This is a genomic window from Pseudomonas bohemica, from assembly GCF_002934685.1.
Lineage (GTDB): Bacteria > Pseudomonadota > Gammaproteobacteria > Pseudomonadales > Pseudomonadaceae > Aquipseudomonas > Aquipseudomonas bohemica.
Window position 1 is genome coordinate 15,028 of the sequence record NZ_NKHL01000071.1, and the last position, 15,249, is coordinate 30,276.

At 59.4% G+C, this 15,249-nt stretch carries 13 protein-coding genes and 1 pseudogene; 4 read left to right on the top strand and 10 right to left on the bottom strand.

Features of this window, described 5'->3' with window-relative positions; translation table 11 throughout:
- Position 1: 1 nt before the first annotated feature.
- Positions 2 to 805 carry an N-formylglutamate deformylase gene (gene hutG / locus CE491_RS02445; protein WP_110946785.1) on the top strand — a complete coding sequence of 268 codons (804 nt, stop codon included), beginning with the start codon at positions 2 to 4 and terminating at the stop codon, positions 803 to 805.
- 123 nt (positions 806 to 928) lie between these two features.
- Here the strand turns inward: hutG and CE491_RS02450 are convergent, their stop codons facing one another.
- Complete coding sequence (locus CE491_RS02450; RefSeq protein WP_110946798.1) at positions 929 to 3,247, bottom strand: heavy metal translocating P-type ATPase; 2,319 nt, start codon at positions 3,245 to 3,247, stop codon at positions 929 to 931.
- Positions 3,248 to 3,329: 82 nt separating this feature from the next.
- Here CE491_RS02450 and cadR point away from each other — a divergent pair, with 82 nt between their 5' ends.
- Positions 3,330 to 3,788: a Cd(II)/Pb(II)-responsive transcriptional regulator gene (gene cadR, locus CE491_RS02455; protein WP_110946786.1), complete on the top strand. Its 459-nt coding sequence runs from the start codon at positions 3,330 to 3,332 to the stop codon at positions 3,786 to 3,788.
- Positions 3,789 to 3,929: 141 nt separating this feature from the next.
- On the opposite strand, the gene CE491_RS02460 is transcribed toward cadR, so the two are convergent.
- From CE491_RS02460 to CE491_RS02480, 5 genes are all read right to left on the bottom strand, one after another.
- Entirely contained in the window at positions 3,930 to 5,378 is a 1,449-nt protein-coding gene (locus CE491_RS02460) for a catalase (RefSeq protein WP_110946787.1), read from the bottom strand.
- Positions 5,379 to 5,669: 291 nt separating this feature from the next.
- The gene (gene cfa / locus CE491_RS02465) at positions 5,670 to 6,827 is read right to left on the bottom strand and encodes a cyclopropane fatty acyl phospholipid synthase (protein ID WP_110946788.1); all 1,158 of its coding nucleotides are present in this window, start codon (positions 6,825 to 6,827) and stop codon (positions 5,670 to 5,672) included.
- Between the two features lie 397 nt (positions 6,828 to 7,224).
- Complete coding sequence (locus CE491_RS02470) at positions 7,225 to 8,058, bottom strand: thymidylate synthase (RefSeq protein ID WP_110946789.1); 834 nt, start codon at positions 8,056 to 8,058, stop codon at positions 7,225 to 7,227.
- Positions 8,059 to 8,116: 58 nt separating this feature from the next.
- Positions 8,117 to 8,929: a prolipoprotein diacylglyceryl transferase gene (gene lgt, locus CE491_RS02475; protein ID WP_110946790.1), complete on the bottom strand. Its 813-nt coding sequence runs from the start codon at positions 8,927 to 8,929 to the stop codon at positions 8,117 to 8,119.
- 36 nt (positions 8,930 to 8,965) lie between these two features.
- Positions 8,966 to 9,748, bottom strand: coding sequence for a sulfite exporter TauE/SafE family protein (locus CE491_RS02480; protein ID WP_110946791.1), 783 nt, complete (start codon positions 9,746 to 9,748; stop codon positions 8,966 to 8,968).
- 109 nt (positions 9,749 to 9,857) lie between these two features.
- On the opposite strand from CE491_RS02480, the gene CE491_RS02485 reads away from it, so the two are divergent.
- Positions 9,858 to 10,604: an NRDE family protein gene (locus tag CE491_RS02485; RefSeq protein ID WP_110946792.1), complete on the top strand. Its 747-nt coding sequence runs from the start codon at positions 9,858 to 9,860 to the stop codon at positions 10,602 to 10,604.
- Between the two features lie 120 nt (positions 10,605 to 10,724).
- Here CE491_RS02485 and ptsP read toward each other — a convergent pair whose 3' ends face one another.
- On the bottom strand, positions 10,725 to 13,004 hold the full coding sequence (gene ptsP / locus CE491_RS02490; protein WP_110946793.1) for a phosphoenolpyruvate--protein phosphotransferase: 2,280 nt from the start codon (positions 13,002 to 13,004) through the stop codon (positions 10,725 to 10,727).
- Between the two features lie 21 nt (positions 13,005 to 13,025).
- Positions 13,026 to 13,505, bottom strand: coding sequence for an RNA pyrophosphohydrolase (locus CE491_RS02495; RefSeq protein WP_062379340.1), 480 nt, complete (start codon positions 13,503 to 13,505; stop codon positions 13,026 to 13,028).
- Between the two features lie 165 nt (positions 13,506 to 13,670).
- On the opposite strand from CE491_RS02495, the gene CE491_RS02500 reads away from it, so the two are divergent.
- The gene (locus CE491_RS02500) at positions 13,671 to 14,327 is read left to right on the top strand and encodes a histidinol-phosphatase (RefSeq protein ID WP_110946794.1); all 657 of its coding nucleotides are present in this window, start codon (positions 13,671 to 13,673) and stop codon (positions 14,325 to 14,327) included.
- Between the two features lie 166 nt (positions 14,328 to 14,493).
- On the opposite strand, the gene CE491_RS02505 is transcribed toward CE491_RS02500, so the two are convergent.
- Together CE491_RS02505 and CE491_RS02510 are read right to left on the bottom strand one after the other, a co-directional pair.
- The gene (locus CE491_RS02505) at positions 14,494 to 14,922 is read right to left on the bottom strand and encodes a DUF2269 family protein (RefSeq protein WP_110946795.1); all 429 of its coding nucleotides are present in this window, start codon (positions 14,920 to 14,922) and stop codon (positions 14,494 to 14,496) included.
- Positions 14,923 to 15,091: 169 nt separating this feature from the next.
- Positions 15,092 to 15,249: pseudogene (locus tag CE491_RS02510) on the bottom strand (threonine ammonia-lyase, biosynthetic); the annotation flags it as partial.

Below are 15,249 nucleotides of genomic sequence, written 5' to 3' on the forward strand. Positions count from 1 at the left end.
CGTGGACAAGGTTCTGAGTTTCACTCGCGGTCGCGTACCGCTGCTGATCAGCATGCCGCACCCAGGTTTGAATCTGACGCCCGTAGTGCGTGAGGGGCTGGTGGACGAAGCGGTGAGCCTACCGGATACCGACTGGCACATCCCGCGCCTCTACGACTTCGCGCACGATCTGGGCGCCAGTGTGCTGGCGGCCGAGTATTCGCGTTTCGTCATCGACCTCAATCGCCCGTCCGACGACAAACCGCTTTACGCCGGTGCGACCACCGGCCTGTACCCGTCGACGCTGTTTGAAGGCGATCCGCTGTTCAAGGAAGGTCAGGAACCGACCAAGGATGAACGCGCGACTTATCTGAAGCAGATCTGGATGCCCTACCACGACACGCTGCGTAACGAGCTTGAGCGCCTGCGTGACGAGTTCGGCTATGCCCTGCTGTTCGACGCGCACTCGATTCGCGGGCACATTCCACATCTGTTCGACGGTCGCCTGCCGGACTTCAACCTCGGCACCTTTAACGGCGCCAGCTGCGACGCTGAGCTGGAAAAACGCGTCGAAGCGGTCTGCGCGGGCGCGAAAAACTACAGCCATGTGCTCAACGGGCGCTTCAAGGGCGGCCACATCACTCGCCATTACGGCAAACCGGCCGAGAACATCCACGCCATTCAGCTGGAACTCGCGCAGAGCACCTACATGGAAGAATTCGTGCCGTTTCACTACCGCCCAGATCTCGCCGATCCAACGCGTGTGGTGTTGAAGCAATTGCTCGAAGGGATGATCGCCTGGGGGCGGGAGAAGTACGGGAGGTAATTTATCTGAGCAGCTGTTGTATGAGCGCGCTTGCCCGCGATTGCGGAGTGTCAGACGGCACAGGTGCCACAGACATATCGCTATCGCGGGCAAGCGCGCTCCTACAAGAAAAACTTCGCGCTCTCACTTTCTCAACAATCGCAACCCGTTGAACACCACCAGCAAACTCACCCCCATATCCGCAAACACCGCCATCCACATGGTCGCCACGCCCGCAAATGTCACGATCAAAAAGATCACCTTGATCACCAGTGCCAGTGCGATGTTTTGCTTGAGCACCGCAGCGGTGTCGCGGGACAGGCGGATGAACGCCGGGATCTTGCGCAGATCGTCATCCATCAGCGCCACATCGGCGGTTTCGATAGCCGTGTCAGTCCCCGCTGCGGCCATGGCGAAACCGATCTCGGCCCGGGCCAGCGCCGGCGCATCGTTGATGCCATCACCGACCATCCCGACCCGATGATTCTGCGCGTACAGGTCCTCAATGGCCTGCAGTTTGTCAGTCGGTAACAGGTTGCCCTGAGCCTGGTCGATGCCTACCTGAGCGGCGATGGCCTTGGCGGTATGCGGGTTATCACCGGTGAGCATCACGGTTTTCACGCCCAGCGCATGCAGCTGCGCTATGGCTTCGCGGCTGCTGTCCTTCACCGTATCGGCGACGGCAAACAGTGCCCGCGGCGCGGTATCGTCGAACAGCAGCACCACCGTTTTGCCTTGGGTTTCCAGCACCTCAAGACGCGCCTCAAGCTCAGGCGAACACAGCCCGGACTCATGCACCAGACGATGATTGCCCAAGTGATACAGGCGTCCGTCAACTTCACCTTTCACGCCCCGCCCGCCCAGCGCTTCGAACGCATCAACCTGCAACTGGCCGTCCTTGCCGAAATCAGTGGCAATCGCTTGAGAAACCGGATGATCGGAACGTCCGGCAAGGCTTGCTGAGATGGCCAGGGCTTTCTCGCCAAACGACTCGTCGAGCAATACGTAATCGGTCTGCACCGGTTTGCCGTGGGTGATGGTCCCGGTCTTGTCCAGCGCCAGATAATCGAGCTTGTGGCCCATCTCCAGATAGACGCCGCCCTTGACCAGAATCCCCTTGCGCGCCGCAGCCGCCAGGCCACTGACAATGCTCACCGGTGTCGAAATCACCAAGGCACATGGGCACGCCACCACCAGCAATACCAGCGCGCGATAGATCCAGTCGAACCAGACGGCGCCCATGAACAGCGGAGGAATGATCGCCACCCCCAATGCCAGCGCGAACACCGCCGGGGTGTAGATTTTCGAGAAGCTGTCGACGAAGCGCTGCGTCGGTGCCCGCGCGCCTTGTGCCGCTTCAACCGCGTGAATGATCCGCGCCAGCGTCGAATTGTTCGCAGCGGCGGTGACCTTGTATTCCAGCGAGCCAGCCTGGTTGATGGTCCCGGCGAAGACCTTGTCGCCCACGGTTTTCTCCACCGGCAGGCTCTCACCGGTGATCGGCGCCTGATCGATGCTGGATTGCCCCGACACCACTTCGCCGTCCAGGCCGATACGCTCACCCGGCTTGACCCGGACGACGCTGCCCAACGCGATGTCCTTGACCTCGACTTCAAGCCACTGGCCGTCCTGCTGCACGGTGGCCGTTTCCGGCGTCAGCTGCATCAAGCCGCCAATGGCGTTGCGCGCGCGGTCCAGAGATTTGGCCTCGATCAGCTCAGCCACGGTGAACAGGAACATCACCATCGCCGCTTCCGGCCATTGCCCGATCAGCACCGCGCCAGTGACCGCAATGCTCATCAGGGCATTGATGTTCAGGTTGAAGTTCTTGAGCGCGATCCAGCCCTTTTTGTAGGTGGTCAGGCCGCCACTGAAGATCGCGACCAGTGCGATGATCGCCACCACCCAAGTGGGTGCGGCGTTGGTGAAATGGACGACCTCAGCCGCCACGGCAGCGACGCCGGACAACGCCAGTGGCCACCAGGGCTTCTTCGCCGAAGGCAACGAAGCGGTTTGCTGATCGGCGCCCGCTTCGATTACATCGGCCTGCATTCCCAGCGAGCCGATGGCCTCGCGGATCGGATCGGTCGACGGCAGCTCATGCCAGACGCCCAACACGCGATTGATCAGGTTGAATTCGAGCTTCTGAATGCCGGACATCTTGCCCAGCTTGTTCTGGATCAGGGTCTGCTCGGTCGGACAGTCCATCGCCTCGATACGGAAACTGCTGAACTGGGCGTTGTCGGTCGAACCGCTACCCACGCTTACGACCGCTGGAGCGCTTTCATGGGAACAGCAGGAATGAGCATGGTGCTCGTGCTTGCCCACGGGGGTGAATTTTACAGCGCCTTGGTCGTGCGCGGCGTGCGCGTGCGAAGAATGGTCATGACCTGCGTGATCGTGCTCATCGTGGTCGTGTCCGCTGTGGTCGTGGGGCGAATGTTTGTGTACAGAGTCACTCATCATGGAGTCTCTTGGTGTGCGTGTTGCTAAGTGAACACCCTGTAGCCACTATAGGGTCAAGCCTAAAAACGGGATCGATGACATGAATGCGTATTTCAAGATCGGTGAGCTGGCCAAACTGACCGACTGCCCGGTCGAAACTATCCGCTACTACGAACGCGAAGGTCTGCTCGCCGAGCCCGCCCGCAGCGAGGGCAACTATCGGCTGTACACTCAGGAGCACGTCGAGCGCCTGACCTTCATCCGCAACTGCCGCAGCCTGGACATGACCCTGGACGAAATCCGCAGTCTGTTGGCCTTGCGCGACAGCCCGCAGGATCAGTGTGAAAGCGTCAACGCGCTGATCGACGAGCATATCCAGCACGTCAGCGCGCGTATCTTCAGCCTCCAGGCGCTACAGGATCAGCTCATCGACCTGCGCCAGCGCTGCAGCGAAGGTGCGCCGGATCATTGCGGGATTCTGGACCGGCTGAAAGTGAGTGGCAGCGTCGTGGCGGCGGATGTCGAGCATTCGCATGTGGGCAGAAGCCACGGGCATTGATTGGCGGTCCTGGACCTGGATCGATCGTGAATACACGAACCTGCAGGAACGCGCTTGCCCGCGGTTGCGATGTGTCAGGCGGCCTACGTGCCACAGACATATCGCAATCGCGGGCAAGCGCGCTCCTACAAATGTTGGCGTTTAAGCGTGATGAATGCGCTCCACCGCCTCGGTCACACCAGCGCCGTACTCCGGATCAGCCAGTGTGCAGTGCTTGATGTGCAGCTGGATGACCGGAGCCGACACGCCGCGCAGGGCGCGAGCGGTGTTGTCGAACAGCGACTGTTTCTCTTTCGGGCTCATCTTGCGGAACAGGTTGCCCGGCTGCGAGAAGTAGTCGTCGTCCACGCGATGGTTCCAGTGACCCGCCGCGCCTTCGATCGACAGCGGTGGCTCTCTGAAATCCGGCTGCTCCTGGAACGCGCCCTTGGTGTTGGGCTCGTACGAAGTCATGCCGCCGCGGTTGCCATCGATGCGCATCAAGCCGTCGCGGTGGTAGCTGTTCACGTGCAGCGCGGCCTTGGGCGAATTCACTGGAATCTGGTGGTGGTTGACGCTCAGACGGTAGCGCTGGGCATCACCGTAGGAGAACAGGCGACCTTGCAGCATCTTGTCCGGCGAGAAGCTGATGCCGGGCACCACGTTGGACGGCGTGAAGGCTGCCTGCTCCACATCGGCGAAGTTGTTCTCCGGGTTGCGGTTGAGCTCGAATACACCCACTTCAATCAGCGGATAGTCGCCTTTCGGCCAGACCTTGGTCAGGTCGAACGGGTTGATGTGATAAGCGCCCGCTTCTTTCTCCGGCATGATCTGCACGAACAGTTTCCAGCGCGGGAAGTTGCCGCTCTCGATGCTCTCGTACAGGTCGCGGTGATGCGATTCGCGGTCCCGGCCGACCAGATCCTGGGCTTCAGCGTCGGTCAGGTTGGCGATGCCCTGCTGCGAGACGAAATGGAACTTGACCCAGAAACGCTGGTGCTGCGCGTTGAGGAAGCTGTAAGTGTGGCTGCCGAAACCGTGCATCTCGCGGTAGCTGCGCGGGATGCCCCGCTCACTCATGACCACAGTCACTTGGTGGAAGGCTTCCGGCAGTTGAGTCCAGAAATCCCAATTGTTTTCCGCGCTGCGCATGCCAGTGCGAGGATCGCGTTTCACGGCATGGTTGAGGTCTGGAAATTTCATCGGGTCGCGCAGGAAGAATACCGGGGTGTTGTTGCCAACCAGGTCCCAGTTGCCTTCTTCGGTGTAGAACTTCAGGGCGAAACCGCGGATGTCGCGCTCTGCGTCGGCTGCGCCACGCTCACCTGCCACTGTCGAGAAGCGGGCGAACATTTCAGTCTGCTTACCGACTTGCGAAAAGATTTTCGCGCGAGTGAATTGGGTGATGTCGTGGGTGACTGTGAAGGTACCGAATGCGCCCGAACCCTTGGCATGCATGCGGCGCTCGGGAATGACTTCGCGATCGAAGTGGGCGAGTTTTTCCAGAAACCAGACGTCCTGCAGCAGCGCTGGGCCGTGTGGGCCTGCGGTCTGGATGTTTTGGTTATCGACTACGGGGGCGCCGAATGCGGTGGTCAGTTTGTTGCTCATGCGCGTAACTCCACGGGTGGTCTCTGTTACGGGCCACCTCCGGTGAAGGCAGCCGTCGTCTGTTCGATGTGGAGAACGATAAGGAAAACCCGGCACATAAGCTCATTAGGAGTGTGCACAGGGTGAATAGAGGAATTTAATTGCTTATCAATTATTCGATAGCCAGCGACGATCAATCAGACATAAAAGCACTGTAGGAGCGCGCTTGCCTGCGATCGGGCTGTCAGGCGACATATTCGTCACAGACAAAACCCTTTCGCAGGCAAGCGCGCTCCTACAGGTGGGCTTACGTTAAATCTGGTTGCGGTGGTACCCGTGCGGCACACCGCCCTTGGACAGCACCCACTGCCACAGCTGAATATCCCGCGCCCGGAATGCGCCAGCGCAAGACAACAGGTAATAACGCCACATCCGGTAGAAACGCTCGCCCAATTTTGACTCGAACTCCGGCCAGGCCTTCATGAAGTTGTCGTGCCAGGCCATCAGGGTCTTGTCATAGTCGGCACCAAAGTTGTGCAAATCTTCAACGACAAACAACCCGTCCATGGCATCGCCCATCTGCCCAATGGAAGGAAGATCACCATTGGGGAATATATATTTGTCGATCCAGGGATCAGGATAAGAGTTGCGCTGGTTCTTGCCGATGGTGTGCAACAGGAACAACCCGCCAGGCTTCAAACAGCGATGGGCCAGTTCCATGTATTCGCGATGGTTCTTACGGCCTACGTGTTCGAACATGCCCACGCTGGCAATGGCGTCGAACTGCTCATCCAATTCGCGGTAATCCTGGAAGCGGAACTCCAGCGGCAGATCCTTGTAACGCTCTTTGGCCCACGCGATCTGCTCTTTGGAAATACTCACACCCACCGCTTCGACGCCATAGTGCTCGGCGGCATAGCTCATGAAACTGCCCCAGCCGCAGCCGATGTCCAAGACGCGCATACCCGGTTTGAGCTGCAGTTTGCGACAGATCAAATCGAGCTTGGCCGCTTGCGCCTCTTCAAGGTTGGTCGCGTTTTCCCAATACCCGCAGGTATAGGTCATGCGCGAGTCGAGCATCTTCGAGTAGAAGTCATTGCCCAAGTCGTAATGCACTTCGCCAACGGTCTTGGAGCGCTTGATGTTCTGCCGGTTCATGAACTTGGCCATGAGCGCGTAGAACACCAGCCTTAAAGGCTTCACTTCTTCGGTCATGCCAGTCTTCAGCAGGCGGTAGAAAAATTCGTCCAGATGCTCGCTGTCCCACTGGCCATCCATGTACGCCTCGCCCAGGCCCAGATTTCCCTGCGCGAATGCTCGTTCGATAACGCCAGGTCCGTTGAACCGAATATCCGAAGGGGCCGATCCGTTAATCTGGATTCCGGCTTCGTTGAGCATGCGTGCGGCAGTACGGTAAAGGCCTGAGCTCTGGTTTGAATAGGTGTCAGTGCTGAAGTTCGTCGTGGTCATGGAGGGTGATTCCAAACGCGTTGTCAGGCTGAAGACTTATCGGTAGACGCCGACTATAGAACAAACAAACCCCAGAGTTAACTCAATACGGGCAATGGGTAGATTGAAAATATCTATCAAATCAATTTTGTTTACGGCTGTGCAAAACAGTTATTACACAACTGCAACAATAGAAACTTTCCGCGAAAACTTCGACCTTGGAAACTTTGGATTTAACCAGTTAGAACAAAGTAGTTTTGTGAGGTTTTATATGTTGCCGTAATGAGTTCAGCGTGCCGGAAAGCACTCGGGGGAGCTTCACCGAGTCCTGCAGCTGCAGGCCTTGCGGGCGGTGGCGTTGTAGAAGACGCTAACGCCGGCAAGCCGTGCTGCTACAGAGCGATTGGCACGGATTTCCTTACACCGCCACAGGCGCCTTGATGCTCGGATCGGCGTCGTAACCCACGATTTCGAAGTCTTCGAAACGGTAGTCGTAAATGCTGTTCGGGCGACGATTGATCTTTAATTGAGGCAGCTTTTTCGGCGTGCGGGTCAATTGGGTAGCGATCTGCTCTTCGTGGTTCGAATAGGCGTGGGTATCGCCAAGGCTGACGATGATCTCATGGGGGATCAGATCGCATTGCTGCGCGAGCATGTGCGTCAGCAGCGCCAGTGCGGCGATATTGTACGGCAGCCCCAGAAAGACGTCGGAACTGCGGATGTACAACTGCATCGACAGCTTGCCGTCGGCCACGAACGCCTGATAGAGCAAGTGGCAGACCGCCAGCGCCTGGCGTCCGGCCTTGACGTTCTCTTGCGGCGAAAGCTTTTCGTCCGGCAGGTATTCGGTGTTCCAGCCGTGGAACAGAATGCGGCGGCTGTTGGGGTTGTTCTTCAGGCAGTCGACCATATAGTCGATCTGGTTGATCTTGCCGCCATCCTTGGTCGGCCAGCCGGTCCACTGCGCACCGTAGACCGGCCCCAGGTCACCATCTTCGGTGGCCCACTCATCCCAGATGGTCACGCCGTTCTCGTTGAGCCATTTGGTATTGGTGTTACCGCTGAGCATCCAGATCAGCTCATTGGCGATGCTCTTGAAGTGCAGCTTCTTGGTGGTCAGCAGCGGGAAGCCATCGGCCAGGTTGTGGCGGATCTGGCGACCGAACACGGCCGTGGTGCCAGTGCCGGTGCGATCGCCCTTGCGCGTCCCGTTGGCGATGACGTCCTGTAAAAGCTCAAGATATTGCTTCATGCCCTAAGGCCCTCTGTACTGGTGAATCGGCCGGCCCCGCAGGGCCGGCGATTCAGAATCAAACGGCTGCCTTGTTCGCAGCAGGCGCACGGTGGTAGGCCAGCCAGATCAATACCAGACCGCCAATGATCATCGGCAAGCTGAGGATCTGACCCATCGTGACCCAACCCCAGGCCAGATAACCCAGTTGAGCATCCGGCACACGGACGAACTCCACGACGAAGCGGAAGATGCCGTAGAACAGCGCGAACATGCCGGAAACCGCCATGGTCGGACGCGGCTTGCGCGAGAAGAAATAGAGAATCAGGAACAGTGCCACACCTTCCAGCGCGAACTGATAAAGCTGCGACGGGTGACGCGGCAGTTGCGCCGGGTCGCTGTACGGCGGGAACACCATGGCCCAAGGCAGATCGGTCGGCTTGCCCCACAACTCACCGTTGATGAAGTTGCCGATGCGCCCCGCGCCGAGACCGATCGGCACCATCGGGGCAATAAAATCCATTAGTTGGAAGAACGACTTGCCGTTGCGTTTACCGAACCAGTAAGTGGCGACCATCACGCCGATGAATCCACCGTGGAACGCCATGCCGCCCTTCCACACTTCGAAAATCAGCAGCGGGTTGGCGATGTAGTTCGGCAGATCATAGAACAGCACGTAGCCCAGCCGCCCGCCGACGATCACACCCATCGCGACCCAGAAGATCATGTCCGAGAGTTTTTCTTTGGTCCACGTCGGGTCAAAGCGATTCAAACGACGGGATGCGAGATACCACGCACTGCCGATACCGACCAGATACATCAGGCCGTACCAGTGAATTTGCAGCGGACCGATGGCCACAGCTACCGGGTCAATCTGCGGGTAAGGCAGCATTGCGACTCCTTAAATGGACGCTCATAGAGCGACGAATCAAATCAGAAAACTTGTACCGACGACCACCAGCAAGAGCGCGAACAGTCGTTTCAGCATCCTGGGCGACAGTTTATGCGCCAGCTTTGCGCCGAACCGGGCGAAGAACATGCTGGTCAGCGCGATACCGATCAACGCCGGCAGGTACACGAAACCGAGACTATGCGGGGGCAATAACGGATCGTGCCACCCAAGAATCATGAAACTTATGGCACTGGCCACCGCGATGGGAAAGCCGCAGGCCGACGACGTGGCGACCGCCTGCTGCATGGTCAGACTGCGCCAGGTCAGAAATGGCACCGTGAGCGATCCACCGCCGATACCGAAAATCGCCGATGCCCAGCCGATCACCACACCGGCGGCGGTCAGGCCAGCCTTGCCCGGCACGCTGCCACTGGCCTTGGGCCTGAGGTCCAGCGCCATCTGGATGGCCACCAGAATCGCGAACACCCCGATGATTTTCTGCAGATTCGGCCCGGCGATATAGCTGGCGGTCAGCGAACCGAACCCTGCGCCGATCAGAATGCCCAGCGTCATCCAACCGAACACCGCCCAGCGCACGGCCCCCATGCGGTGATGGGCCCGAACCGACTGGATCGAGGTGAAGACGATGGTCGCCAACGATGTGCCGACGGCCAGATGAGTCAGGACCGAACTGTCGAAGCCTTGCAAGGTGAAGCTGAACACCAGCACCGGAACGATGATGATGCCGCCGCCCACGCCAAACAGGCCGGCCAGCACACCCGCGCAGGCGCCCAGGGCCAGGTAGAGCAGAAATTCCATGGGAGTCTCCGAAAACAGTGCGGCAGTTTACCGGAGCAGACGCCCGCGCTCTAGCAGCGATGGATGTCCGGCAGTTCTGTGCGTACAGTGACAAAAAAAGGAGGCCTGCATGTGCCTGATCGTCTTCGCCTGGCGCCCTGCACACCCGCAGCCGCTGATCCTGGCGGCTAATCGTGATGAATTCTATGCCCGTCCGACGTTGCCCCTGGCGCAGTGGGAAGAAGCGCCGCATATCTACGCCGGACGCGATCTGGAAGCGGGCGGGACATGGCTGGGCATCACTGCCGACGGACGCTTTGCCGCGCTGACCAACATCCGCGACCCGGGTCAGCCATTGGGGCGTCGTTCGCGGGGCGAATTGGTTGCGCGTTTTTTGAGCGGTTCGCTGTCGATCGACGACTACCTGCGCGAAGTCGCCGGACGCTCGGCGGAGTACGCCGGCTTCAATCTGCTGGTGGGTAATCGCGAACAACTGCACTTTCTCAACGCGGCCAATTCGGTGCCTCAACGGCTGAAGGCTGGCGTTTATGGGGTGTCCAACGCAGGGCTAGATACGCCCTGGCCCAAGTTATTGAAGGCAAAAGCGGCGCTGTCCGGTCAGCTGGATGAGCCCGATCCTCAGGCGTTGTTGCAATTTCTTGCAGATCCCGAAGCCGCGGCTGACGCGGAGCTGCCCAATACCGGCGTGGGGCTGGCGACTGAGAAATTGCTGTCCAGCGTATTCATCGCCAGCCCCAATTATGGAACGCGAGCGAGCACGGTGTTGATCGTCAATGCGGATGGCAGCCGCAGATTGATCGAGCGCAGTTTCGGGCCGTACGGCGGCAGATTGGGTGAGGTAGCAGTAGAGATTTAACTGATTTACGGGCCCCATGTAGGAGCGCGCTTGGCCGCGATTGCATTTTGCCTGTCAACGAATATCGCTAACACACCGCAATCGTGGGCAAGCGCGCGCCTAAGGGTGCGACCTGACGGATCAATGCCCCTTCACTGAAGTCGGATTGATCATCCGCGACAACCCAAGATTCCTCAGCGCCAGTTGCAGCGAGCTGCTAATGACTTGCGGGTTGTCGTTCTTCATCAGCTGGGCCAGCAATTCCTTGGCCTTGCTCAGATTGATCTGACGCAACATCCACTTCACTTTCGGCAGGTTGGTGGCGTTCATGGACAGGCTGTCGTAACCCATTGCCATCAACAGCACCGCCGCCGCCGGGTCGCCCGCCATCTCGCCGCAAATGCTGACCGGCTTGCCCTCGGCGTGAGCGTCGCGCACGACATTTTGCAGCGCTTGCAGCACTGCGGGGTGCAAATAGTCATAGAGATCGGCGACACGTGGGTTGTTACGGTCGACCGCCAGCAGATATTGAGTCAGGTCATTGGAACCGACCGACAGGAAGTCCACCTGGCGCGCCAATTCACGGGTCTGATAGACCGCCGCCGGCACTTCGATCATCACGCCCACGGGCGGCATCGGCACATCAGTGCCTTCGTCACGAACTTCGCCCCAGGCACGATGGATCAGGTGCAAGGCTTCTTCGGTCTCATGGGTGCCGGAGATCATTGGCAGCAGAATCCGCAGGTTGTTCAGGCCTTCGCTGGCCTTGAGCATTGCGCGGGTCTGCACCAGGAAGATTTCCGGGTGGTCGAGGGTCACGCGGATGCCGCGCCAGCCCAGGAACGGGTTGTCTTCCTTGATCGGGAAGTACGACAGCGCCTTGTCGCCGCCGATGTCCAGCGTGCGCATGGTCACAGGCAGCGGATGGAAGGCGGCCAGTTGTTCGCGGTAAATCGCCAGCTGTTCCTTCTCGCTTGGGAAGCGCTGCTGGATCATGAACGGGACTTCAGTCCGGTATAAACCCACCCCTTCGGCGCCGCGCTGCTGAGCTCGGGCCACGTCGGCCAGCAAACCGGTGTTGACCCACAGCGGCATGCGGTGGCCGTCCAGCGTCACGCACGGCAACTCGCGCAAGGCGTCGAGGCCCTGAGACAGCTGGCGCTCTTCCTCGACCACCACCGAGTACTGCTTGCGCAGTGCCTCGCTGGGGTTGGTGAAGACTTCGCCGTGGTAGCCGTCGACGATCAGCTCAATGCCGTCGACCTTGGAATACGGCAGATCCACCGCGCCCATGACCGTTGGGATGCCCATCGCCCGGGCCAGAATCGCCACGTGGGAGTTGCCAGAACCGAGAACCGACACCAGGCCCACGAGCTTGCCTTCCGGCACTTCGCCGAGCATGGCGGGAGTGAGCTCTTCACTGACCAGAATGGTGTTATCGGGATAGACCAGCGTCTGCTGACGGGCCTCTTGCAGATACGCCAGCAGCCGACGCCCCAGATCCTTCACATCCGATGCACGTTCGCGCAGGTAGGCGTCGTCCATCAGTTCAAAGCGGCTGACGTGCTGATTGACCACCGAACGCAGCGCGCCCTGTGCCCACTGGCCGGTCTTGATGACGTTGGTGACTTCACTGCCCAGCGATGCATCGTCGAGCATCATCAGGTAAACGTCGAATAACGCGCGCTCTTCGGGGCGCAATTGTGTCGCCAACTTCGCCGAAAGCGTACGCATATCGCTACGAACGCCCTCGAGGGCGTTCTTGAAAAGTTTAAGCTCGGCGTTGATGTCCGTGACGGCCTTGTCCGGCACCACTTCCAGATCGGCCGGCGGCAACATGACCAGCGCCGTACCGACCGCAGCCCCAGGCGAGCCGGCCACACCGACGAAGCGCGCTTCCTGGATACCCTTGCCCTGACGCCCCAGACCGCGAATCGAGCCTGTGGCTTCAGCATGGGCGATAACCCCGGCGAGCTGTGCGCTCATGGTCACGAGGAAGGCTTCTTCCCCTTCGTCGAACTGACGACGCTCTTTTTGCTGGATCACCAATACCCCGACCACCCGTCGATGGTGAATGATCGGCGCGCCGAGAAAAGACGCGTAGCGTTCCTCGCCGGTTTCGGCAAAGTAGCGATAACGAGGGTGATCGGCGGCGTTTTCCAGGTTCAGCGGCTCTTCGCGCGTGCCGACCAGGCCGACCAGACCTTCATTGGGGGCCATGCTGACCTTGCCGATAGAGCGCTTGTTCAAGCCCTCGGTGGCCATCAGCACGAAACGATTGGATTCGGGATCGAGCAAATAGACCGAGCAGACCTGGCTGCTCATGGCCTCTTTGACGCGTAACACAATAATCCCCAACGCCGCCTTGAGATCCTTGGCGGAGTTTACTTCCTGGACGATCTTGCGCAGCGTATTGAGCATGGCTCGGGGTCGAACTCCGTGTCAGTCGCGCGCCAACAGGCGCGGGGCAAGCTCTTTGAGTGCGCGGCGATACACTTCGCGCTTGAATGTCACCACCTGGCCCAACGGATACCAATAGCTGACCCAGCGCCAGCCATCGAACTCCGGTTTACCGGTCAAATCCATCCGCACCCGCTGCTCGTTGGAGATCAGGCGCAGGAGAAACCATTTTTGCTTCTGGCCGATGCACAGCGGCTGGCTGTGGGTACGGACCAAGCGTTGCGGCAGACGATAACGCAACCAGCCTCGGGTGCAGGCAAGAATTTCAACATCGTGCCGTTCCAGCCCGACTTCTTCATTCAATTCACGATAGAGCGCGTCTTCCGGCGTTTCCTGAGGGTTGATTCCCCCTTGCGGAAACTGCCAGGCATCTTGATTGATACGGCGAGCCCATAAGACCTGGCCAGCATCATTTGTCAGAATTATCCCGACATTAGGGCGGAAACCATCGGGGTCGATCACGGCTACAACCTCGCAAACGCATGTCGCCGCATTGTTCCACAAAGATCGTGAAGGCAGCAACGAGGCGCAGGCAGCTTATCGCGACAACTGCATTAATAGATGCGATCTCTTGATGAAACCTCGTATTCTTGTGCTCTTTTTTCAGCCATTTCAGCGAGTAACCCCATGCGCCTGGCCTTATTCGACCTCGACAACACGCTCCTGGGGGGTGACAGCGATCACGCCTGGGGCGACTACCTGTGCGAACGCGGCATCCTTGATGGTGCTGCCTATAAGGCGCGTAACGACGCTTTTTATCAGGACTATCTGGCAGGCACTCTGAACCTGACCGACTACCTGAATTTCAGCCTGGAAATCCTGGGGCGCACCGAGACTGCGCAACTCGACGAGTGGCACCGCGATTTCATGCGCGACTGCATCGAACCGCTGATCCTGCCCAAAGCCATGGCGCTGATTGCCAAGCATCGCGACGCGGGCGACAAACTGGTGGTCATCACCGCAACCAACCGTTTCGTGACCGCGCCCGTGGTTGCACGGCTGGGTATCGAAACACTGTTGGCGACAGAATGCGAGATCATCGAGGGCCGTTACACCGGTCGCACCACGGACGTGCCGTGCTTCCGCGAAGGCAAGGTCACCCGCTTGAATCGCTGGATCGAAGAGAACGGCTTCCATCTGGAGGACAGCTATTTCTACAGTGACTCGATGAACGACCTGCCGCTGCTGGAGCAGGTGGCCAACCCGGTGGCCGTCGACCCGGACGAAAAACTGCGCGCCGAAGCGACCCGTCGTGGCTGGCCGGTGATTTCGTTACGCGATTGAAAAAGCGTCGCAGGCAAGGTCGACGACTGCCGGGCGCGACTGGTCGCGATGATTTGATGACCGGCGCTGCTCAGCGCCTCGAGCAGGTGACATCCGACAAACCCCGTCCTACCAGAAGTACCTTCATTGCGTTCCTTGGGTCAGGTTCGGCTTTGCCGTATCGGCCTTAAACCGGCTTGGCGCCCATCAAGCCCGCTATCGCCACAAAACAGACGGCACTGAACACCGCCAGCGCGAGGGTGAGTTTCGGATTGCCCACGATCACCGGTCGACGGAGCCGATTGACCCGCACCGCCAGCCAAGCCCAGCTCAGGGCGCCGAAGGTGTAGAGAACGCTGGCCGCCAACAGCCAGGTTTGGCCAAGGGGCCAGCCCGCGTAATGCACCAGCCACCAACCGCTGATCGGCAGGGTCAGCAGGCACAGGCCCATCAGCAGCCAGACGAACACCCAAGGCTTCTGCATCGCGCGGTTCTGCACCGCCAGATCCCCGGCCCTGCGCCCGCGAACGATCCAGACCGCTAGTGCCACGCCGCAGATGAACAGCAGCGCGGTGGTGACCATGTGCAGGATTTTAAGGGCAGCGAAGTGTTCCATTGCGGTTCATTCCTTTATATAAGCCGTGTTTTGAGCTTAGTCTCGTCCAGGAAGTTGCGTTGGCTTCCAGTCTCGCCCCTGCCCGAAGGACAGGGGGGATTTGCGCGATCTCTGGCCAGAATCACAAGCGTGAATCGTGCAACGACGGGCAATACCAAGATTCACCGAGTCAGCCCAGGAAGAGTCTGTACGCCGGGTTATTCGTCTCATCCCAATAGGGATACCCAATCTCCGCCAGCGCCTGCGGCACCAGATGCCGCTCATCCTCCGGCACCACCAACCCTGCCACAACCCGCCCATCCGCTGCGCCATGATTACGGTAATGAA